Below are 20,747 nucleotides of genomic sequence, written 5' to 3' on the forward strand. Positions count from 1 at the left end.
CATATACGCTTAAATTGTCAAAATAATATATGTTGATTCTTTTGAAGCGTTAGGCAATGTACCTGTTAATTCTAATTTATATTTATATACGTTTCCGTCGGGTGCTGTATAGCTACTATTTTGGGTATTACATGCTGTAAGTGTAACTAATAGATCCCCCAAACGGACTAGACCGTGTAGAAACTAATTCTACACGGTTCTGGAAAAATCCTATTTTAATGGATTGATATAATGGGCATATAATTGCTCGAAGGTTTTAAAATGTTCGACTTCTCTGCCGACCTTATTATATTCGTCTACATATTCCTCCATCATTTCAAGGAACTTCTCTTTCACTACTGGTAAATCACTTGCATCAAAGTACTGCATGAGATCAAATTTTCTGGTTCCTTTCTGCGCAGTCATTTCATCAAGATATCCTTGCGCTCCAAAGGCCGAAAGAAAGGCATAGGAGGCATCGTTCGTTGTAACACTGTTTAAGATTTTATTGCGGTAGTTGCACCACAATTCTTCGTAAGTTCCCCTCAGATTATTAAAGGTCGGAGCAGGTTTAACAATGAAGTTATCACACATCTTGCTATGCAGCCTCGTAACGCTGTTCAACATATTAAAAGAAGCGCTGCGAATATCTTCAATGGTATGAGCTTCGATAATTGACATGTATAAGGATTCGAGATCGTCTGGAACATAGCGATACGAGCATATTTCTTCTAAATATCGCTTGATTCCTCGTTTGATGTACGTGTTATTCATGCTGACCAAGGCATTGACCAGATGGTACAGAACATCGGCAGATGCATATCTCACTGAACCGATATTATCGCCTAGCATCGTATCACAGTATGCTTGCTTAGCTAGGTCGATCCATTTTTTTGCTCGATTAAGACATGCTTCTCCTATCGGCTCCGCAAGCGCATCAAGAGCTTTTTGCCTAAAGTCGTTTAATTTCTCCAAATCCTCAGGCTTTGCATAATAGAGAACTTTGAGGTCGATTAGGCACGCTACGTCGGGTCTTTCTAAGATGGATTGTTCGTATATTCTTGTATCCCATGGTGTGCAATAGATGTCATAGCCAACATCATCTAAGATGAAGCAATCGGATATACCCCAGCCCCTTTCTGTATTATTTATAATAATTAAATCAAGATCGCTCTTATCGTGAAAGTCTCCGGTGCTAAACGAACCAGTAAGCCCAATAATTGCGATATCGTCTAGAAAGTCTCTTCTTGCACGTTCGATCACCATGTTAATCAGCAGTTCATTTTTGTCCAGCAGCTTCTTCTTTATGATTTCATTCATTCGGTACACCCCTTCATATGAGTTGGCCGTTCTTCCTCCAACAGCCTCAACTAGAGTCTATCGATTTAGAGGTGCGGTTGCTATGTATAAGTTGATTTAATTCATCTTTGCACAAAATCCGCTAAACCATCGACATGACGATTTAGCGGATTTCACTAGTTCTTTTTATAAACAATTTTCTTTATGCTTTCGCAGGACAAGAAATATCGATCCGCCAACTCCCCAATGCTGACTCCATTGCGGAATAGGGATTGGATCTCGGCGTTTCGAGCAGAGACCATACTTTTGCTGCGTGTTTTCTCGCCCCACTTTAAGTGTGCCTCTTTAGGTTTAGGGATATATACCAGTTCGCCTTGAACGTATTCTTGAATGATGCGAAGCAGTTCTTCCGGAAAAATAAACTCAGCATTTGAATATTTCACGAGCCTCACTCCTTATTTAATAAATCAATAAGGTGCAAAGCCAGTTTGAAGAATATTACGATTCGTTGCTGGCAACGTGATTGTTCCTAATCTCTATGCAAAGCATTGCCTTATCCTTCACCGGCTTTGCATAGAGCCATGCATGTAAGAATCCTACCCCTATTGTTTTCAATAGTCTCACCTCCATAAAAATAGATGGCTGCTATCTGCAATTATAACAGAGTACGCTTATAAGTTTAATATTTAGCCGAATTCCAAGCATTCACAAAATCATTAACAGTTTCAAATCGATCTTCACGCTGCTCGCTAACTGCCCGTAAAGCGACTTCGTAAAGCGATTTGCTTGCTTCCCACTTTGAAAACGAATGATCCATTTCACCGCCAAGCAATCCAAAAGCGATAGCTCCCATCGTGAAAACATTCGTTCTTGCATCAATAGGCGCACCTAATATAAACTCTTCCGGAGATTTCGAACGCGTTGCTCCCCAGAAGCTCTCTCCCATGTCATTGATGGAAGGAGCCAACCTGTAAAAGTCGATGTCACAGATCATCGTTATATCCTTTGAAAAATCATACAGGATGCTGCCATCATAAAAATCAACCGCAACGTACCCTCTGGACTCCACATATTTATGGAATTCATATATGGCATTAAGGGACTGCAATCTCTTCTCTATGGATAACTGTTTGAATCTGTAAAAAGGCGAGTCTGGATGGCTATGCTTTGGTTGAACGGCAAACAACCAATGGGAATGCAGACATTCGCCATTAAACCATTCAAATATAGCAGCATACCCCTCTTTCGTTGCAAAATGATCAATAAGACGAATGAGATTGGGATGCTCTAACATCTTGTACAGCGGTACGGCAGCCTTTAATCTGGAAATGGCATCTCTAGCGTTGCCGGAAAACTCCATCGGTCTGCAGCCCGCATATTTAACAAAAAGCTTTTTTCCGTTCTTTTCGATTCCGAAGCTGATGTTGCCAGAATCTTGCTGATCAAACACGCAAAAAACGGTACCTATAGATTGCAGCCATGTGAAATCGTGCTGCTCCTGAAGCTCAAAAGATACATGGTCAAGCTGGAGCTTAACCGGCTGTTGATTCATATAATCATCCTCTCAATTTCAAATATCAATAATATTTTTTATCTCAGTCATTAAATGATCTCGTCCAGGCTCCATAGACTCACTAAACTGCTCTAGCAGCTGTTTGAGAAGTAAATGATAGGCCTTTTCAAAGGATTCACTACTATTACACTCAATATCGGGTAAAACCCCTGTCTCATTCCAACTAACTTTTGTTACTGGGTTAATCGGATAAGCATTCGGAATAAAAGCTTGAAAATGATCATTTATGCGATGAACACTGCCAGCATTAGCTTTGCCAGCCGTCTTTTCGCCGACAATTTTTACTCTTTGAATGGCCTGTAAGCTATATGAGAACTCTTCAGCACAGGATCCGGTATTTTGACTCGTTAGAATATAAACAGGCTTATTTGCACCAAATCGTTCTCCAGGCACAAAAGGCAAACTCCAAATTGACTGAATCATGTTGTATTGCCGCCAATAAATATCATTTAAAAGTACTGGCGGGGAGCCATTTAACAAGTAACTTGCTATAAATGCACTCATTAATGAGGAACCACCGTAGTTTTTTCTGAGATCAATGATTAACCCGTCAGTTTCCGCAATAAAACTCAACGCATGAGCTGCTGTTTTGCCTGCATGTTCTGGATAGGCGAACTCGTTAATGATAAGGTATCCTATATTGCCCGGCAGTCTCTCTACTCGTTCAAAGCCATAATTATTTAGCTTTAGGCGTGCTAATGCATTTTCATCGTTGATCGGATCGTATTGTTGAAGCGGTACAATGGATTCACTATAAAAAACGGCTAGATGTTTATCGCTGCTTATTTTTTGTAGCTCCTTCGTAATCTTCTCTGCTAAAGAAAAGCCGGTTTCATTTTTGTAATAATCGCCTGCAGATACCCTTTCAAGCAGCGAGGAGTTTATGATTTCAGCAGTTTCTGGGAAGGTGTAATGATCGAGCAGCAGCTCGCCAAGAGATACAATTGTTTTTTCAATAAAAACATTATCCAGTTTTAATAAGGTCAGTTTACATCACCCTTTCCGCAACGGCAGGTTTATCAATCCCTTTTGATTTCAATTCTCTCCTTAACTATATGATATGATACAGATAATAATATGTATATAACAGAATGGTAATTACAACTGATATTCTTTGCTTTTACAGGAAAACTGTCGCAAAACAGGGTTTTAATTTGTATATAACAATAGTGATACAGAGCGAAATGTATTGCTGTCCCGCTGCCGTAACTGCATCAAACGAGTTTATATTCATCAAACGTAAGCCTATAGTTAAATAAAAAGGCCATGCTACGCATGCTTCTTAATTAATCTAACCACTGTCTAGGTCCTATGTAATGGAATAATTGATTGTTATTATAGTCTAAAGCTTCCTGTATTCTCTTGATCGTAAAATCACTAATTGGTCGAGGCAAGTTTTCTACACTGAAATATTTACACTCAGTTACTTCTTTAGAGTCTGGCTGTGGCTGTTGGGTTTCATTAATAGTACATATGAAGGCGAAGTGATGCATATCATGTTCAAGTTCATAGTAAACACCAGTTAGTCGTCCCACCGTAACCTCAAGTCCTGTTTCCTCGAATACTTCTCTCTTCGCAGTCTCCTCTGCGGATTCTTTTTGCTCTGAAAGCCCGCCTGGAAGCTCCCAATTGTACTTTCCGTAGTTATGTTTCACTAAAAGAATTTTTCCTTCAGAATCTAATATTACTGCGGCTGCTCCTACTAACTTATTGGACATTATTATCCCTCCAAATTTTGTAGCCTTCAATGTTTTCCTCAGAATGGTCACTGGCGTCGAATGTTTTGAAATACCTTGCATAGTACGAATGTTCAATTGTTTTTTTATCGCTGTCGGTATTAATATGAAGATAAATAGCTGATATTTCTAATCCCCATTTAACACTGCGAGCAATTTCATTGATGTTATCAATTGTTGCAAAATTCTCAATTTCCGTAAGAATCGACTCCAATTCTTCTTTATCCGGCTCCTTGTTCATCTCTATTCTGCATAAAAGATTGGGCCGAGTAAACGTAAAGTGGACGCTTTCAATCGACGGAGAAAGGTCCTCCAAGTCTTGAGTTAATTGTTTCGTAGAATCGGTCGCTACACGGTGCGTAGTGCTGCAACCTGTTGAAAATAGCAGAAGGAAGCCTATTAATATAGCGATCCATTTTTTCATTTTGCACTCCATTAGTGGTGTTTAGTTAGTCGACGCAATCCTATTATAACAAATTAACGCCAATCTGGTTAGGATATGAGCTTTCAGTAGACAAGCTGATTTGCACGGATCTACTTTATGGAAAACAAAAATGAAACGTTTGTTTACTCATTACGTAAACAACAGCAACTAGTATTTTCAATGAACGGAGGAGTTGTAGTTGCGTTTAGTTGTAGAAGATATCGTCAAACAATTTGACGAAAAAAAGGTTCTCCAGGGGGCCAGCTTTACATTTGAAAAAGGGAAAATTTACGGACTGCTTGGGCGTAATGGTGTTGGTAAAACGACACTGTTTAACTGCCTGAGCGGGGAAATGTCTTTGGATGGAGGACGGGCGCTGCTTGATGAGAATGGTGTGGTGAGAGAATTAAAGCACGAGGATATCGGTTATGTATACTCCCTTCCGATTTTGCCTGAGTTTTTGACGGGCTATGAGTTTATTAAGTTTTTTATCGATATTAATAAAGATAAAGTGCAGATGGATCGAAATATTGATGATTACTTTGACCTGATGACGATAACAGGTGAGGATAGACATCGGCTCATAAAAGGGTATTCGCATGGCATGAAGAATAAAATTCAAATGCTGCTGTTTTTAATAACAAAGCCGCCGATCATTTTACTGGATGAGCCGCTTACTTCCTTTGATGTGATCGTTGCTCTCGAAATGAAAAATATGCTGAGAGAGATGAAAAGCGAGCATATTTTAATTTTCTCTACTCACATTTTGCAGCTTGCCTCAGATTTATGTGACGAGTTAGTCGTATTGAACAATGGCAAATTATCCTCTGTTCCGATTGATTTGCTGCATAGTGCTGAGTTCGAGCAAAGCATCATTAATTTGTTGAAGGATGAGAATCATGTTGACCACTCTTAAAACGCTGTTTGCCATTCGTACTTCAACCTTGGCTAATCTGTTTATATATTACATACAGAAGCTGCCACTCGTAGGTAAACATGTATCGGATCGGGTTTACTCGAATTTAGATATGAAGAAGATTGTTGCGGTAATCGCATTTATTGTAAGTGTGCTGTGGAGCTTTTTACTTAGATTTGCCTATGTAGGATTAATCCTCTTCCTGCCTGTCATTATATTAGGCAAGACACTCTCGGCGGCAGATCAGCTTCAACATTTTATTCATATTTTTTTCTTGCTTAGCTTTATTATCGCGGGTGTTGGCAATGCCACCATATTGGAGCCGAAGCGTGAGAAATATGTAGCAATAAAGCTGATGAGATTATCCTCCAAAACATATATGCTGGCTACATTAGGGTACCGTTATATTACGTTTTTCATTTTCTTATTGCCAGCAATGATCGTATTCACGTCAATGTTAGAGGTTTCTATTATAGAGGCCTTCATTCTGACCTTGGCTCTAACGCTTTGGCGGATTGTAACAGAGTATCTCCATCTAAAGCTTTTTGTTAGGACGGGTGCAATTTTAATCAAAAAAACGGTGATCGTATGGATGACCATCGGAATTGGCTTTGCAGCAGCTTATTTACCGCTCCTGCTTGATTGGCAGCCTTTTACCGCTTCTTTCATTCTAAGCGTGCCTGCCTACATCCTTTTTATCGCAGTCGGTATTTTCGCTGCTGTTAAGCTTGTACGCTATTCTGATTACAGAGCGATAGTTGATGCAGCAACCAAGAAGGATGATCCTTTATTAGATATTGGCCGCATGATGTCTGAAGCGCAAAAAACAAGCGTTGAGTCAAAGGCAAGTGATTATGAAATAAATGAAAAGCAGCAAATGTTCAGCTCCAGGCAAGGCTACAATTATTTGAACAGTCTTTTCTTCTCGCGGCATAGCAGCTTAATACGAAAACCAATATTTACAAGAATTGCGATCATTGGTGCACTCACTGCAGTAGGGTTAGCTATAGCTTTGATCGTTCCTGAGCAGAGAAATTTAATGACAACCGCGCTCGGCACGATTTATCCGATTTTATTTGCAGTCATGTACTTCTTGTCCGTAGGAGAAAAAATAAGTAGAGCTATGTTTTATAATTGTGATTTGAGTCTGCTGCGGTACAGTTTTTATCGCGCTTCGGCCTTCGAGCATTTTCGCAACCGATTAATTAAAATAATCGGGCTCAATCTAATCATCGCAATTGCATTAGCCGCAGGATTAACGGCTATACTGCTCGTTGCTGGACACAGTTGGTGGACTATAGAACTGCTAATGCTATGGGGATCGATTCTCTTGCTGTCAGTCTTTTTTTCCGTTCATCATTTATTTATGTATTATATTTTCCAGCCTTATTCGACGGAATTTAATATGAAAAACCCGATGTATCATGTGATAAACATGATCATTTCGGCGATTAGCGGAGTATGTCTTATTGTAAGAGCGCCTGCAGATATTTTTACTTCTATCGTACTTGTTGCTGTACCGATTTATTTATTGCTTGCTCTTGCTCTCGTTAGAAAGCATGGTACACGTACCTTCCGTATCAAATAACTCCCTGAAATGAACAAGCTATCGTTCTAGTGATGGAATTTCCCCCTTTGGCAGAGGGGTTGGCCTTATGCTGCATGAGTAGTTAGCCCCTCTGCCAAAGGGGCATTTTTTATCCCTTATTTGCCAATGCTGTCAACGACAAACCTGGCGTCCTCTCCAACGCCATAAATGAGTGCCGAGCCTCGTTTATATTGCCAGCTTAGCCCAACGAAGAATAGCCCCTGAGCGTTCGTTATCCCCCTTTGGTGAATAGGCTGACCATTGCGGTCGAGTACTCCATTGATGGTGATCCAACTATAATGATTGCGATATCCGGTCGCCCATATAATAGACTGTACTTCTGCTTCAGTCCCATTCTCAAACTGGGCAGTCCTTTGATTGACGGATTTAAGCCTTCCCCTGATTGACGCTTTTTTCCTTACTTTTTGAATGTCTCCCCCAATAATTGGATCACGTTGTTTGATCCATTGCCCTAGCTTAGATGTAATTTTTACATCCAATACACCAAACCGATCGAGCCACCAAAACAAATCATTTCCTAAAATGGTTTGAGGTAGAGCCTTAATTTTTTTGCCGCTAGACAGTATTACGTGGTGTGTTTCGATCAATTCGGAAGCAATTTGAACCCCGGTATTGCCGGCTCCAACTACTAATACTTTTCCGGACGGAATTTGTGACGGTCTTCGATAATCCACTGCATGTATTTGAAATACGTCATTGCTGATCGCATCGGTAATTGGCGGCGTATAAGGGTTATGAAATCCTCCAGTGGCGACTATTACTTGATTGGCTCGGTACGTTTCGCCTATTTGCGTTTGAATAATAAAGCCTTTATCTTCTTTATCTTTAGATAACTGCTTTACTTTCAGGTTGTGCAAGATTGGAAGTGCAAAATGTACGGCATAATTATGAAGATATTGGGCAATTTCATTTTTTGTTGGGTATTCCTGCAGATTCCCGGTTAAATCAAGTCCAGGCAGTGAACTGTATGACTTGGGTGTAAACAACACTAGTGAATCGTAGCGGTGGTACCATGAATCCCCTGTTTTTTGCCTTTCATCCAGAATCAAAAAATTTTTCTTCTTTTGCTTTAGATAGTAACCAGCGGCCAATCCTGCTTGGCCGCCCCCTATCACAATTACATCGTATATCATAAGCTCACCTTCACTTTAACATGATTTACTTATGCCTTACTTTTTGCTCCTTCCCACGCTCCAAAGCAAGCAAAATGAGCTGCTTCACATGAGTGTCGTCAATTGAATAAAAAACCAGTTTCCCTTCCTTGCGACTCCTTGCAAGTCCCATATTACGGAGGAGACGAAGATGGTGCGATACCGTTGCAATCGTCGATCCAACGATATTCGCCACATCACATACACATAATTCGTCTTCTTGGCATAGTGCAAATGCCACTTTTACCCGGGTGTCATCAGCCAAAGCCTTGAAAATGCTTGCTGCTGGCTCAGTAGAGGCTGCAGCTAGCTGTTCCTTGACCCGCTTCACCTTTTCTTCGTTATTACAGTAAACCTCGCAAGTATCCTGCGCCATCCTTATCACCTCATTCAAATACGCATTTTGATTATTGTAATATAACATTATGAATATTCAAATATATATTTGAATGATGCTGTGCAAATAGGCGCGAAAACTTATTTAGTCATTGACATTATGTAAAGATTGCTCATATACTGTTAATGGAATTGAATCACTTACCTAAAACCTGTTTGGGAAAGCTGTGGACTTTTCTAGAGAGTAATCTCTATTTTCGCCACACAAAGGCCGTTTGGTCATTTGTGTGGTTTTTTGCGTTTAATAAAGGAGGAAATGACTAGATGAAATTATGGCATTATGCACTGATCGTTTTTCTAGGCGGCTGCAGCTACGGGGTGTTGTCTACTTTTGTTAAATTAGCTTATGCAGCAGGCTTCACCGTGTCAGCGGTAACCGGAGGGCAGTATCTCTTTGGCGTTGTGCTTGCCTGGCTTGCAGTATTATTTACGCAAAAGAAAAGGCTGACTCGAATTCAAGGCGTGAAGCTTGTGCTGTCTGGCATTCCTTTCTTCGGGTTAACGGGAATATTTTATTATCAAGCGCTGCAAACGTTAAACGCATCTCTTGCGATCGTATTTTTGTTCCAATTTGTATGGATCGGGGCTTTGCTGGAGTGGGCATTCCATAAGAAAAAACCGTCCGGAAAGAAGCTCGTTTCCATTGCGTTGCTTTTGCTTGGTTCCGTGCTAGCAGCAGATATTTTGTACCAACAATCGATTACGTTATCGTGGCAGGGAAGTCTGTGGGGCATGCTTGCTGCAACCTCCTTCTCCACCTTCATTTTTTTGAGCAGCTCGGTTGGAAAGGAAATCCCTTCAATATTAAAAAGCGCACTACTTTCCACAGGAGGCGCCTTGACTGTATTTATCGTATTTCCGCCAACGTTTTTATTCGACCTGGACGTATTAACAGGGATTCTTCCTTATGGATTAGCTTTGGGCATATTCGGCAGTCTGCTTCCCCCACTTCTGTATTCCATTGGCATGCCGCATGTCGGTTCGGGCTTGGGCACGATTCTTACATCATCCGAACTGCCGGTTGTTGTGATTATGTCTGCTTTCGTGCTGGGAGAAGCGATAGGCTGGCCTCAGTGGTTAGGGGTGATTATTATATTAAGCGGAATTGCGTACAGCAACATCCGATTCACCTCCCCTTCTTCTAGTTAAGATTCTGCAGCGCCTGGAGCAAAGCGTATAAGAACGTACGTTCTGTTCGTTAACTTTGCTCCACGTGTTGCATCTGAGTGATATTAATCAAGAGCTAGTGATTAATATCAATTTCAAAACGCTCTTCATAGAGATATGTCTTTTCCTTTGATCTTTCCGCAGCGCTTCCTCCCTCTTTTCCTGAGAGTAGATAAGGGATTATGGTCAGTGTGCGAGTTCCTTCATCCAATTTAGGGAAGCGAATATGACTGTTCTCGGAGGCAGTGGTTGCCGATACAGGCTTTAATATTGTACCGTCAGAGTCATGCACTTCAAAATGAACGTCAAACTCCGTTCCATTAATCATTTTGTAATTTAACCTTGTAGAAATAGGGCTTAGCTCCAAATTTTCAATTTGTATTTCCTGTCCATTGTCTAAAATTAACGATCTATTAATTGAAATGGTTCGCATGTCGCCCAACAGCTGTTCTGCAGAGGTTTCGAAGGAGAAGCCCCAGTTGCCCTTATAAATCTCATCATCCTGAAGATCGCGCAAATTGTCATATATGATTTTTATTTGCAGCTCGCCTTCAATTGAGGTATCTCTTAAATCAACCGCGGAAATAAAGGAATACGTCTGCTCGTCAATTTTGTTGACGCTTGTACTTCCGCCACCACCATGTTCGAACACATCCCTGTCATTGATGAAGACTGAAGGAAACGGTCGTGAGATATTGCCCAGATCTACTGTATTCGAATGAAAGGTGCTGCTAATAATTAATCGACCAGTGTCGATAAGCACCTCATCGAGACGAACATCAACTCCGTTGCTCGTCGTCGTTTGTCCGATCGCGGTTTTATACTCGGCTATTTGCTGATCCGGCTGACCGACAAATAAGTCGAGCAAGCCGCGGACGATCGGGATGTTGGAAGCAAAATCATTAAAGGCAGCTTTAATATTTGTCTGTGTTCCTGTGTAAAGCAGAACAGAAGCAGTTACAGCAACGACCACTGCACTTTTTACCGGAAACGATTTTTTGTTGCCCAGCTTCGATTTTATCCTTTTCTTAATGCGAGCTCGTTCAAAATAATTCAACTGCTCGCTGTTCTCATAGTCGGATAGATCAATGACTACATCATTTAATCGTTCAAATTCACTTTGCATTTCATCACCTCACCTCGTATCAGTCGAGCTTGAACTCATTCAAAATCGCTCTTAGCTTTCGTCGTGCCCTTGACAAGCGGTTATATATTCTGGAAGGCTTTACACCCATGTCATGGGCGATTTCATGAACAGTGCATTCCTTGACATAATGCTTGACGAGCAGCTGCTGATCGTTTTGACTTAAATGTGCCAGCAATTGTTCCATCTCGTAGCTGATGTCTTGATCGTTGCCGCTCGGTGTCTCTATAAGCTCCAGGGTGCTGCTACCCTCAAATGCATATCGCTTGAGCGCACGGTAATGCTTTCGCTGATAATCAATGGCTTTGTACTTGGCAGTAGCCGCCACCCAATTTTTGAAGGAATTTTTCTCACCATTGAATTGGTCGATATTATTCCAAATAGAGAGCAATATGTCATCCATGCATTCGTCATAGGCGTCAGGCGGCTGAGCATGCTTTCGAATGATGCTTTTTATAAGCCCTCCATATAGATCAATCAGCTGGTACAGTGCCTTTTCGTTGCGTTTTCGCAATTCAGTGGCCAGATCTAATTCTTCCAAGCTTCTCTCACCCCCTCATGACTAAGTCGTACTACTCTTTAATTCGTTTGACTGAGCCAATTTCTATCAGGCGCTATGCAAAATTTTCGCCAGGCTTCTAAATGATCGTCTATGTGCCCCTTGGCCATATAAAAAAGAGGCAAAGGGTGTCCCTTTACCTCTTGTCCAGACATACGGCGCTATTATAGGTAGCTTTCTGGCACATAAATACCACTGCCTCTACCAAGCCTGCCTCCCGCTTGCAAGTGCGCTTTAGCAGCACGTCGCAAGCTTGTTTCCTCTCCATATTCGGATGGATCTGCTGCAACTCGATTGAAAATCCGCTGTTCAGCTTCCTTAGATGCTTCATCAATTTCGTAAATATGGAACAGCTGCTGAAAATGCAAAATGTTTGAATCAGGCTTTAAAATTTGTTTAAGACCAGGGTACAGCAGCCAGGAGTGACAAACAAAAATCGGCGGGATGCCTCTGAAAAATGCGCGCGCTAGCGAAAAAGAATAAGCTGCCGCTTGCGGAGTGAGCGCTTCCCCTTCTGGAATATGAACATTCAGCACAAGCTGATGCTTCATCACTGTCCAATCTCCTGCCTTTAGCTCGTCTTCAACAGCGATCGGCTGAAATTGCAGCCTTCCAAGCCGAAACAAACGGAGCTGGACATGCTCCTGCAGCCAGTTGTATTCCTCAATACCATACTCGCCATAATCCCGGTAACAAACCTCGCTCCAAATTCGAATATCCGAAAATGTATCAAAATAAACATGATCGGGGATGTTCCTGACCTGGTACTCCTCATAAGCGTCAATGGCAAATCTCGTGAAAAGGTAGAGCAGCTTTTGTCTGTATCGCTCAGCACCCGTAATAAGCTGAAAAAATGCTTGGCGATCCGCTTTAAACTGCCGTTTTAACGCTATGTATTCGCTCTCTTTCATTTGGTAATCAATAACGATCCGGCTAGCTTCGTCTGCTAGCTGGATTCCGCTGCAAAACTCCCTTATTTGCATAAAAGTCACCACTCCTCTAAGATGATTTTATTCTACCAGTTTTTCGCAGAAAGAAAACACCTACTTTAGTCGAGGCTCGTTACCTGCCGAGGTCTGTATGAAAACGTGGAGATATTCATTATAATTAAAGCTAAGTCTTTATAAGGAGCGATTGAACATGATATATGAGCAGAAGATTCAAGCGGAGCTTTTCAATTGGGAGCAAAAAATGTTCAAGCAGCCTGGATTTCTGGAAAAAACCTCGAAAACAATTGGCAGCCGAATTAATCAGTTGATTCCCCCGAAGGTGCATAATATCATTACGACTACCATTCGTTCGATTGTACGGACGGCGCTGTTCGGCGCGGAATATACGCCTAGCCGCCCGGTACAGCATACGTTGAAGCTGGAATCAGCCGATCAGGAAGCGCAGGAGTTGTTTGCCCTGTACCAAAAGATCGCGGTTGCTGAAGGCGCTGGTACGGGAGCTGGCGGCATTATGCTTAGCATGGTAGACTTTCCGGCGTTAATTGGCATTAAGATGAAATTTTTGTTTGAGCTGGCGCATGTTTACGGCTATGACACGAAGCATTTTTCCGAGCGGGTTTTCATCCTAAAAGTATTCCAGATGACATTTGCCGGGTCAGAAAGCCGCGCCATGCTGCTGGATTCCATCAAGAATTGGCATATTGAAAAGGAGCGTTGGCACTCCGATGCTGATTACTCGCGCAATATGAACTGGGAGAAATTTCAAATCGAATATCGCGACGCCATTGACTTCCGGAAAATGCTGCAAATGGTGCCCGGGATCGGCGCTGTAGCAGGAGCATGGGCGAACTACACCATTCTTGAGGACTTGCGCGAATTTGCGATGAATGCTTATCGCCTGCGCAGATTGCGCGAGCTTTGACTTCCCGCTCCGACTTCTGCTTTCGCTACTTGCTACTTCCTGCTCTTGCTTCATCTTGCGCCTTGCCTGGTGCCTATTGAGCAGCGACTTTCTCCTTGCGCAAGCGCGGCAGCTCAATCGTAAAGCGAATTTGATTGTCGGAGCTGACAGCCGTTATGCGGCCATGATGCAATTCTACGATTTGCTTGGCGATCGCAAGGCCCAGCCCTGCTCCTCCATATTGCGTTGAGCGCGAAGAGTCCAGACGATAAAACTGCTCGAATATACGTTCCAGCTTTTCAGGGGGGATCGTAAACCCGCTATTTTGAAAATGAAGCTTCAGCGTTGAATCTGAGGCTTCCGCAGTAATCGTAATTTCACTAGCTTCAAAGCTGTAATAGACCGCATTGCGCAGCAGGTTATCGAATACGCGCTGCATCTTATCAACGTCGCATGTCAATTCCAGCTCATCCGGCAGCTCCAGGCGATAGCTGAGCTGCTTGTCGGCAAGCAGCGGATGCAGCTCAAACAGCATTTGCTCCAGCATTCGATTCAACGGAACCGTGCTATATTGCAGCGAGACATGCGCCAAATTAAAGCGCGTAATTTCGAAAAATTCGTTGATCAAATCATCAAGACGCTCAGCATTATTTAGCGCCACCTGTACATAACGATCATGCAGCTCCTGCGAAATTTGCTTTTCATCGCGCAGCAGCGTCAAATAGCCTATAATCGAGGAAATCGGTGTTTTCAGGTCATGGGCCAGATAAACGACCAAATCATTTTTTCGCTGCTCGGCTTGTTTAGCTAGCAGCTCTTTTTCCTTCAGCCTCGATTTCATCAGGTCAATATGAACTTCCGTATCCTTTAAAATGGCGGGCAGCGCGACCTTTTCGTTGCTCGAAAGCTCGATGGTTTCTACTCTGGCGGCAAGCGCAGACAAATAAGAGATCAGCTGTCTCCATTGCACGATCAGAATTAGAACAGGAAACGCGACGATCGCGAAGACAGCTACAGACTCGATTCGGTTGCTCAGCCAAGCTACGCCTCTGTAAAGAATATAAAATCGATCGAGCGGCAAGTAGCTGTTGATCAGCAGCAAGGCGAAAGTACCGCCTACAATGAGCGCAACCCCGATCGATATCATTATTAAAAATCGGAGCAGCATTTGCTTCAGAATATGTTGTTTAATCCGTCTCTCATTCAATTTTGTACCCGACTCCCCATACCGTTTTGACGAATTTCGGCTTTCTTACGGGTTCCTTCAGCTTTTCCCGCAATCTTGCGATATGCGCCATAACCGTATTGTTATTATCTAAAAATTTCTCGCCCCACACTTCCTCAAACAGCTGCTCCGACGATACGACCTTGCCCTGATTTTCACATAAATACCATAGAATCGAAAATTCGATAGGTGTGAGCGTCAGTTCTTCACCGTATAAGGTGCAGGTATGCGTCTCCTTATTAATGACAAGCCCGCGAATATCGTGCTCGGTGCGTTCTTTGGCGGTCGTCTGACTTTTCTCGTTATAATTTTTATACCTGCGCAGCTGCGTTTTTACTCTCGCCATTACCTCCATAGGGTTGAACGGCTTCGTAATATAATCGTCGGCCCCGATCGTTAGTCCAGTTATTTTATCCATATCCTCGATTTTTGCGGTTAGCATAATAATCGGGTAAAAATATCGCTCGCGAATTTTACCGCATAGCTTGAAGCCGTCGATATCGGGAAGCATCACATCAAGAATCGCCAAGTCGAATTCCATTTGCTCGATTTTCTTCAATGCCTCAGTTCCATTATCGAATTTATGCACGGTATATCCGTCATTTTTCAAATAGACCTCTAATAGATCCGCTATATTTTGCTCATCCTCGACCACTAAAATGTTAACATTCACTTGCGCTGTCACAATCCTTCATCCTCTATTTGCACAGTATTTCTAATGATCTACCGTTGATGCGATCATTATACACCAAGGGAATGGCTCATGCCATCTTCTTTAAGCAGAAGTTCAAAAAGCACGACTTTGATGACGATGTGTTGGCGCTGTAGTGGATTCGACGGCGAATATGTCACGCTACCGAAGGCTCCGGTGCTCACGTAGGTGTATCTACGCTGTGCTCCTCGCCTTCTGGTATCGAGCCATCTTCTTGGTCCTGAAAGCCCTGCTTTTTGAACCTACATTGAAAGCGGAAGTTCAAAAAGCACGGCTTTGATGACGATGTGTGGCGTTGTAGTGGGTTCGACGGCGAATATGTCACGCTATCGAAGGCTGCGGTGCTCACGTAGGTCTATCTACGCTGTGCTCCTCGCCTTCTGGTATCGAGCCTGACTATGATGACCGAGGCAATAGTGGACAGCAGCAGAACGGATATAAAGTGACCGATGCTGTTCGTTTGCAGCAGCCAGCTAAGATCAGTAGCCTTGCCGATGCCGCGCACAAGCACGATCATGAGCGGATGAATGATATAAAGCCATGTGCTGATTTGTCGTAAATGCCGATTGCTCTTGCCCTGCAGTGCCAGCAGCCATTGGAACAGGCAATAAACAGCTGGAACTAGGAAGATATACATGCTGTCATGTCTCGGCCAACCTAAATGCTCAAGCAGCATGCCTTCGGTAAGCATCAAGCCCAGACAGACGGCAAAGCCGATCGCGCTTTGGCTCTGCTGCGAGAGTTTCACTTTCTTTGCTTCCAGTGCCTTCGATCGCAGCGCAAGACTCGCGCCTAGTGCGAGAAAGATCGGCGCAAAAAACAGCCCATTTCTCGTATAGTCGAACAGCAAAAACATTTGCTCATAGAGCGCATGCAGCGGAGAGCTCATCTGAGCTAATCCGAAGTAGCTGTCGCCAAGCAGCCCAATCATGTACAGCAAGCTGCTGATCATTAGCAGCAGCGAAAAGGAAAGCTTCTTGTACAAAAATACCGTAATATAAATGCCCAAAATCAACGCCGGAAAATACCATAGATGATACAACGTGCCGTCGAACACAATATCTTGCAGCAGCCCGAGCAAGCCAAGCTCTTTAAAATCACCGGCGTACACGTTGATCGGCACATATAAAATGATCGACAGCAGATAAAGAAGTGCAATTCGGGACACATACCGATTGACCACGGACCAGCTCAAACGACCAGCTTCATCCGACTTGCAAAACAGAAAGAAGCCAGCGGCCATGAAAAAGAACGGTACAGCCAGCCGCGCAATGATGCCGGTAAGCAGAAAGTCTCCATATTCGGTATAGGTTGCCAAGGGACGCGTATGGATCATAATAACGAGGACCGCCGCAATGATTCTGAAGTAATCAACCGCCCCGTAGCTTGTTTTCGATGTCATTCAGGCAGCCGCCCTTCCCCTTCGCAAATATGCATAATGGTCATGCGCCAGCCCACTCCTCGGCGGCGAGCTCAATCAGCCTGTCGAGAATTTGTCCATAGGCAAGCCCGCTTGCCCGCAGCATGTTAGGATAGCGGGAGCTTGCGGTGAAGCCCGGTATCGTATTTACTTCGTTGAATACAATACGTCCATCAGCAGTGATAAACATATCGACACGTGCAAAGCCTTTGCAGCCCAATACTTCATAAATCGCTCGCGCCGTCTCTTTTACTTTGCTTGCTGTATGGTCGTCAATGCGAGCTGGCAGGTGGATCGTGGAATGGGCCAACGTATACTTTTCAGCGTAATCGAAAAAATCTGCCTGCAGCTCGATTTCGTCAATTACGCCGATCATCGGATCGGAATTGCCGAGCACTGCGCACCCTACCTCAAATCCTTCGATATTTTGCTCAACAACGACCTTGCTGTCATGAGCAAAGGCGTTTTCGATGCCGGCAGCGAGCTGCTCCATGCTGTACACCTTGGCAATGCCGAGCGATGAACCGGATCTTGCCGGCTTGACGAACAGCGGAAAGCCCAGCTGCTGTGCGACTGACAGGCTCTCCTCCATGCTCTCGCCCTTATAAAGGGTAAGTGAGCGCGGCGTTTCAATGCCCGCTGTCTGCACCAGCTTATGCGCCAGCTCCTTGTCCATGCACAGCGCAGAGCACAGCATGCCGCAGCCTACGAACGGGATTCCTGCAAGCTCAAGCAGCCCCTGCAAGGTTCCATCCTCACCATATTTGCCATGCAGCACCGGGAATACAACATCGACCGGCGTAATGCGAAACTCTGTTCCTGCAAGCTCCACCAAGCCCTTAACGTCCCTGCTTGGCGAGAAAAAGGACGGTGTACAGCTCGGATGCTCATGCCAGCGATCAAGACGAATGTCCTCGATGCTTCCGCCATAGCGCAGCCAATTTCCTTCCCGGGTAATTCCAATTAAAACAAGCTCATACTTAGCTGTGTCCAAATGCTCGATTACCGCAGCAGCAGAGTTTAAAGATACGTCGTACTCACCAGAGCGGCCGCCGAACAAAATGGCAATGGTTTGTTTATTCATCACATATTCCCCCTTACGCCTGGCAGTTTTTCCTGATGCTTGGTCATCACAGTTACGATAAAGCCGTCACGATTGTTTCCGGAGACGCGGTAAACGTCGCTTTGCAGGATAGGAATCTCGGTATGACTCCCTTCCTCTGCCGGCACATAATAAATGCTCGTTGTAGCATGCTTTTCTTGCACCACAAGCTGCTCTCCGTCATAGCGATAATGTTGCACAAAGTCGATATACTCCTCCAGACAAAGATCATGCTGCTCCATCAATTTTGCATGAGGATAGCCTACGTAACGAAAATGCCATGGTTCATAGGCAATACGAGTAATCGACTGTTTTTCCCGCTTATAGCGGAGAATAAAGCCGTAATCTGCGGCATGCTGCCTGAAGGACTTGTATATTCCCGTATCCGGAAATGCTGGTGCGATAAAATCGAGCGTTGCTTTCAATCTGCCAACGTCGATCGCAAGACCCGTTTGATGCTCACTGTGACCGGGCCACGCGACATATTTGGACGTATAGGCTGCCCCTCGTTCAATAAGCGAATCATTATAAATTTGCGTTTGCTCCTTCTTGGTGCGATAGCCGCTGACGGCAACAATGTCGTCGATCCCTCCGCAAGCCTGCAGCAGCAAATGCAATTGCTCAAGACATGTTTTTTCCAGCTTCATGCCTTTATCGATTTGCTTTATGGAAGGAAAGGTGTCAACAGCGATAAGCTGCTTCGCTTTTTTTCTAACAGGATGCTGTTGGTTGACCAACACTAAATGCCCGTTGAATTGTTCATCATTGCTTACTTGAATGCTATAATGCGCTTGCTTTACTTGGGATGCGTTCATTTGTTTTTCCTCCACTTCTTTTATATGTTCTTGTAACGCGGTTAGTAATGGAGCTCGAGATTTCCTGCGGCACGCTGCCGATATGTTCGGCCAATTCTTGTATGGAGATGCTTTCCTCTCCCGCACCGCCAATTAGCGTAACCTTCTCCCCTGGCGGCACATATGCCGGCAGCTGCACCATTAACTGATCCATCGAAATTTTCCCGATCACCTTGGCGCGGCAGCCCCCAACGAGCACGTCGGTAAGCTGCATTCTTTGTGTCCAGCCATCGGCGTAACCGATCGGCACCGTACCAATCCATTGCTCTGTTTGCGCCTGATAGGCGTTGTCGTAGCCAATATAGTCCCCTTTGTTTACCCTTTTCGTCTGGAGCAACCGACTATGCAGACTCATTGCCGGCTTTAGCTCGAGACTTTGTATATGCTGCTTCGGATAAAAGCCATGCATCGCAGCTCCGATGCGCACCATGTCCATAGACAGCTCAGGGAAACGAAGTGCTGCTACGCTTCCCGCACAATGATAATGGTTGATCGGCATAGGGAGCTCGCTGCTCCATCGTTTCATGTCCTGAAAACGTTGAATTTGCTGCTCTAGATAGCTGGTATCTGCATGACCGGCCGTGGCAAAATGTGTATAAAATCCGTCCACAACGATATCTGGCGCAAGCAGCCACGGAACGAGCTCTTGCCAATCCTGTCTGGTGCGAATTCCGATGCGCCCAAGGCCCGTATCCATTTTGAGATGAACCTGCAGTTTATGCTTGGTGTGAACGGGCTTGTAGGCTCGCATTTCCTGAAACCAGGAGGCTTGTGTGACGGTAAGCATTAAATCGTACTCCAGTGCCAGTGGAGTGAGCTCCGGGCGAATCGGCGTTAATATAAGAATGGGCAGCGTCAAGCCGGCATGTCTTAACCGGATCGCTTCCTCGATAAAGGCAACCGCCAAATAATCTGCTCCAGCCAGAGCTGCCTCCTTTGCCGTTTGCACATCGCCATGACCGTACGCATTTGCTTTTACAACCGCCATCAGCTTGGTCGAAGCGGGCAAATAATTGCGGATAGCCAGAAGGTTCTCGCGAATTTGCATCAAATCAATTTCGGCCCAGGTGTCAGGTTCTATCGCTGTATGGCTGTATATTTTGAAGCGCGACTGGCTCATCGTAATTCCTCCCGTGCATGTCCATGTAAGTTGTTCTGGATTCATTTCAGCTTGTTCGCTAATACCATCTTACCGAGACCAACGCTACGATTTATTCGCTGCTTATCACAGTAATCTAATTTTTCTATGCGGATTTTCTTACGAAATTCTTACAGCCCGGCTTTTTTGACACAACAAAAAAGCAGCCGGCTCATATGCTGGCTGCTTTGCCTTTCCCTCACCATATTTTAATTTCTAAGGATGGATGCTGCTCAGCAAGCTCCTTGTTCATGGCTATCATCTGCTTATTATCCACCATATCTATCGTTCTTATATACCCTCCATTCTCTTTATGATAAATAAAATCAATCTTGTTTTGAATTAACATGGACGAGACAGCAGAAAGCCCTTCTTTTTCTCCGCTGTAGCGGATGACAGACTTTTTGGAGTGAAACATGCTGCCGTTCCTCCTTTCCATTTTGCAGGCTTATATGTATCATATGGAGCTCGTGTAATAATTGCTTGGTCGTT

General features: G+C 43.9%; 22 protein-coding genes. 4 read left to right on the forward strand and 18 right to left on the reverse strand.

The window, feature by feature from the left end:
- Positions 1-210 precede the first annotated feature (210 nt).
- From KJS52_RS01755 to KJS52_RS01785, 6 genes are all read right to left on the reverse strand, one after another.
- Positions 211-1,299 (reverse strand): nucleotidyltransferase domain-containing protein, encoded by a 1,089-nt coding sequence (locus KJS52_RS01755; RefSeq protein ID WP_213512917.1) that lies wholly within the window; start codon positions 1,297-1,299, stop codon positions 211-213.
- 155 nt (positions 1,300-1,454) lie between these two features.
- A complete protein-coding gene (locus tag KJS52_RS01760) occupies positions 1,455-1,721 on the reverse strand; it encodes a CD3324 family protein (RefSeq protein ID WP_213512918.1) in 267 nt (88 codons plus the stop codon).
- 236 nt (positions 1,722-1,957) lie between these two features.
- On the reverse strand, positions 1,958-2,830 hold the full coding sequence (locus KJS52_RS01765) for a protein kinase family protein (RefSeq protein ID WP_213512919.1): 873 nt from the start codon (positions 2,828-2,830) through the stop codon (positions 1,958-1,960).
- Positions 2,831-2,848: 18 nt separating this feature from the next.
- Complete coding sequence (locus KJS52_RS27825; protein ID WP_306433570.1) at positions 2,849-3,838, reverse strand: S41 family peptidase; 990 nt, start codon at positions 3,836-3,838, stop codon at positions 2,849-2,851.
- Positions 3,839-4,137: 299 nt separating this feature from the next.
- On the reverse strand, positions 4,138-4,569 hold the full coding sequence (locus tag KJS52_RS01780; RefSeq protein WP_213512921.1) for an NUDIX hydrolase: 432 nt from the start codon (positions 4,567-4,569) through the stop codon (positions 4,138-4,140).
- Entirely contained in the window at positions 4,559-5,011 is a 453-nt protein-coding gene (locus tag KJS52_RS01785; RefSeq protein ID WP_213512922.1) for a hypothetical protein, read from the reverse strand. The genes KJS52_RS01780 and KJS52_RS01785 overlap by 11 nt, the downstream gene beginning before the upstream one ends.
- A 199-nt stretch (positions 5,012-5,210) precedes the next feature.
- Between KJS52_RS01785 and KJS52_RS01790 the strand changes: the two genes are divergently transcribed.
- Entirely contained in the window at positions 5,211-5,927 is a 717-nt protein-coding gene (locus tag KJS52_RS01790; RefSeq protein ID WP_213512923.1) for an ABC transporter ATP-binding protein, read from the forward strand.
- On the forward strand, positions 5,911-7,515 hold the full coding sequence (locus KJS52_RS01795) for a hypothetical protein (RefSeq protein WP_213512924.1): 1,605 nt from the start codon (positions 5,911-5,913) through the stop codon (positions 7,513-7,515). Before KJS52_RS01790 ends, KJS52_RS01795 begins: the two co-directional genes overlap by 17 nt.
- Positions 7,516-7,631: 116 nt before the next feature.
- Here the strand turns inward: KJS52_RS01795 and KJS52_RS01800 are convergent, their stop codons facing one another.
- Together KJS52_RS01800 and KJS52_RS01805 are read right to left on the reverse strand one after the other, a co-directional pair.
- Positions 7,632-8,669 (reverse strand): flavin-containing monooxygenase, encoded by a 1,038-nt coding sequence (locus KJS52_RS01800; RefSeq protein WP_213512925.1) that lies wholly within the window; start codon positions 8,667-8,669, stop codon positions 7,632-7,634.
- Between the two features lie 25 nt (positions 8,670-8,694).
- Positions 8,695-9,111, reverse strand: a complete 417-nt coding sequence (locus tag KJS52_RS01805) for an ArsR/SmtB family transcription factor (RefSeq protein WP_373871319.1) — start codon at positions 9,109-9,111, stop codon at positions 8,695-8,697.
- Positions 9,112-9,347: 236 nt separating this feature from the next.
- On the opposite strand from KJS52_RS01805, the gene KJS52_RS01810 reads away from it, so the two are divergent.
- Entirely contained in the window at positions 9,348-10,232 is an 885-nt protein-coding gene (locus tag KJS52_RS01810) for an EamA family transporter (protein WP_213512926.1), read from the forward strand.
- 94 nt (positions 10,233-10,326) lie between these two features.
- Here KJS52_RS01810 and KJS52_RS01815 read toward each other — a convergent pair whose 3' ends face one another.
- The 3 genes from KJS52_RS01815 to KJS52_RS01825 form a co-directional block, all read right to left on the reverse strand.
- Positions 10,327-11,376, reverse strand: coding sequence for a DUF4179 domain-containing protein (locus KJS52_RS01815; protein WP_213512927.1), 1,050 nt, complete (start codon positions 11,374-11,376; stop codon positions 10,327-10,329).
- Between the two features lie 19 nt (positions 11,377-11,395).
- On the reverse strand, positions 11,396-11,935 hold the full coding sequence (locus KJS52_RS01820; RefSeq protein WP_213512928.1) for a sigma-70 family RNA polymerase sigma factor: 540 nt from the start codon (positions 11,933-11,935) through the stop codon (positions 11,396-11,398).
- A 182-nt stretch (positions 11,936-12,117) separates the two neighbouring features.
- On the reverse strand, positions 12,118-12,936 hold the full coding sequence (locus KJS52_RS01825) for an acyltransferase domain-containing protein (RefSeq protein ID WP_246563041.1): 819 nt from the start codon (positions 12,934-12,936) through the stop codon (positions 12,118-12,120).
- 157 nt (positions 12,937-13,093) lie between these two features.
- Between KJS52_RS01825 and KJS52_RS01830 the strand changes: the two genes are divergently transcribed.
- Positions 13,094-13,825: an EcsC family protein gene (locus tag KJS52_RS01830; protein ID WP_213512930.1), complete on the forward strand. Its 732-nt coding sequence runs from the start codon at positions 13,094-13,096 to the stop codon at positions 13,823-13,825.
- 73 nt (positions 13,826-13,898) lie between these two features.
- Here KJS52_RS01830 and KJS52_RS01835 read toward each other — a convergent pair whose 3' ends face one another.
- The 7 genes from KJS52_RS01835 to KJS52_RS01865 all read right to left on the reverse strand — a co-directional run bounded on the left by KJS52_RS01835 (position 13,899) and on the right by KJS52_RS01865 (position 20,673).
- The gene (locus KJS52_RS01835) at positions 13,899-14,951 is read right to left on the reverse strand and encodes a sensor histidine kinase (RefSeq protein ID WP_213512931.1); all 1,053 of its coding nucleotides are present in this window, start codon (positions 14,949-14,951) and stop codon (positions 13,899-13,901) included.
- A 52-nt stretch (positions 14,952-15,003) separates the two neighbouring features.
- On the reverse strand, positions 15,004-15,702 hold the full coding sequence (vanR, locus tag KJS52_RS01840) for a VanR-ABDEGLN family response regulator transcription factor (RefSeq protein WP_213513765.1): 699 nt from the start codon (positions 15,700-15,702) through the stop codon (positions 15,004-15,006).
- 394 nt (positions 15,703-16,096) lie between these two features.
- Positions 16,097-17,143, reverse strand: a complete 1,047-nt coding sequence (locus KJS52_RS01845; protein WP_213512932.1) for an acyltransferase family protein — start codon at positions 17,141-17,143, stop codon at positions 16,097-16,099.
- 40 nt (positions 17,144-17,183) lie between these two features.
- Positions 17,184-18,245, reverse strand: coding sequence for a D-alanine--D-serine ligase VanG (vanG, locus tag KJS52_RS01850; RefSeq protein ID WP_213512933.1), 1,062 nt, complete (start codon positions 18,243-18,245; stop codon positions 17,184-17,186).
- A complete protein-coding gene (locus KJS52_RS01855; RefSeq protein ID WP_213512934.1) occupies positions 18,245-19,078 on the reverse strand; it encodes a D-alanyl-D-alanine carboxypeptidase family protein in 834 nt (277 codons plus the stop codon). The genes vanG and KJS52_RS01855 overlap by 1 nt, the downstream gene beginning before the upstream one ends.
- Positions 19,044-20,237 carry an alanine racemase gene (alr, locus tag KJS52_RS01860; protein ID WP_246563043.1) on the reverse strand — a complete coding sequence of 398 codons (1,194 nt, stop codon included), beginning with the start codon at positions 20,235-20,237 and terminating at the stop codon, positions 19,044-19,046. Before alr ends, KJS52_RS01855 begins: the two co-directional genes overlap by 35 nt.
- A 217-nt stretch (positions 20,238-20,454) precedes the next feature.
- Positions 20,455-20,673, reverse strand: coding sequence for a hypothetical protein (locus tag KJS52_RS01865; protein WP_213512935.1), 219 nt, complete (start codon positions 20,671-20,673; stop codon positions 20,455-20,457).
- Positions 20,674-20,747 lie beyond the last annotated feature (74 nt).

The sequence above is a fragment of the Paenibacillus montaniterrae genome (assembly GCF_018403185.1).
In the GTDB taxonomy this organism is placed as follows: domain Bacteria; phylum Bacillota; class Bacilli; order Paenibacillales; family Paenibacillaceae; genus Pristimantibacillus; species Pristimantibacillus montaniterrae.

Excerpts from the sequence above, each read along its gene's own strand:
- KJS52_RS01755 (WP_213512917.1), bottom strand. The coding sequence starts at position 1,299 with ATGAATGAAATCATAAAGAAGAAGCTGCTGGACAAAAATGAACTGCTG.
- KJS52_RS01765 (WP_213512919.1), bottom strand. The coding sequence starts at position 2,830 with ATGAATCAACAGCCGGTTAAGCTCCAGCTTGACCATGTATCTTTTGAG.
- KJS52_RS01780 (WP_213512921.1), bottom strand. The coding sequence starts at position 4,569 with ATGTCCAATAAGTTAGTAGGAGCAGCCGCAGTAATATTAGATTCTGAA.
- KJS52_RS01785 (WP_213512922.1), bottom strand. The coding sequence starts at position 5,011 with ATGAAAAAATGGATCGCTATATTAATAGGCTTCCTTCTGCTATTTTCA.
- KJS52_RS01795 (WP_213512924.1), top strand. The coding sequence starts at position 5,911 with ATGTTGACCACTCTTAAAACGCTGTTTGCCATTCGTACTTCAACCTTG.
- KJS52_RS01800 (WP_213512925.1), bottom strand. The coding sequence starts at position 8,669 with ATGATATACGATGTAATTGTGATAGGGGGCGGCCAAGCAGGATTGGCC.
- KJS52_RS01805 (WP_373871319.1), bottom strand. The coding sequence starts at position 9,111 with ATGTTATATTACAATAATCAAAATGCGTATTTGAATGAGGTGATAAGG.
- KJS52_RS01810 (WP_213512926.1), top strand. The coding sequence starts at position 9,348 with ATGAAATTATGGCATTATGCACTGATCGTTTTTCTAGGCGGCTGCAGC.
- KJS52_RS01815 (WP_213512927.1), bottom strand. The coding sequence starts at position 11,376 with ATGCAAAGTGAATTTGAACGATTAAATGATGTAGTCATTGATCTATCC.
- KJS52_RS01825 (WP_246563041.1), bottom strand. The coding sequence starts at position 12,936 with ATGCAAATAAGGGAGTTTTGCAGCGGAATCCAGCTAGCAGACGAAGCT.
- KJS52_RS01830 (WP_213512930.1), top strand. The coding sequence starts at position 13,094 with ATGATATATGAGCAGAAGATTCAAGCGGAGCTTTTCAATTGGGAGCAA.
- KJS52_RS01835 (WP_213512931.1), bottom strand. The coding sequence starts at position 14,951 with ATGATATCGATCGGGGTTGCGCTCATTGTAGGCGGTACTTTCGCCTTG.
- KJS52_RS01845 (WP_213512932.1), bottom strand. The coding sequence starts at position 17,143 with ATGACATCGAAAACAAGCTACGGGGCGGTTGATTACTTCAGAATCATT.
- vanG (WP_213512933.1), bottom strand. The coding sequence starts at position 18,245 with ATGAATAAACAAACCATTGCCATTTTGTTCGGCGGCCGCTCTGGTGAG.
- KJS52_RS01855 (WP_213512934.1), bottom strand. The coding sequence starts at position 19,078 with ATGAACGCATCCCAAGTAAAGCAAGCGCATTATAGCATTCAAGTAAGC.
- alr (WP_246563043.1), bottom strand. The coding sequence starts at position 20,237 with ATGAGCCAGTCGCGCTTCAAAATATACAGCCATACAGCGATAGAACCT.
- KJS52_RS01865 (WP_213512935.1), bottom strand. The coding sequence starts at position 20,673 with ATGTTTCACTCCAAAAAGTCTGTCATCCGCTACAGCGGAGAAAAAGAA.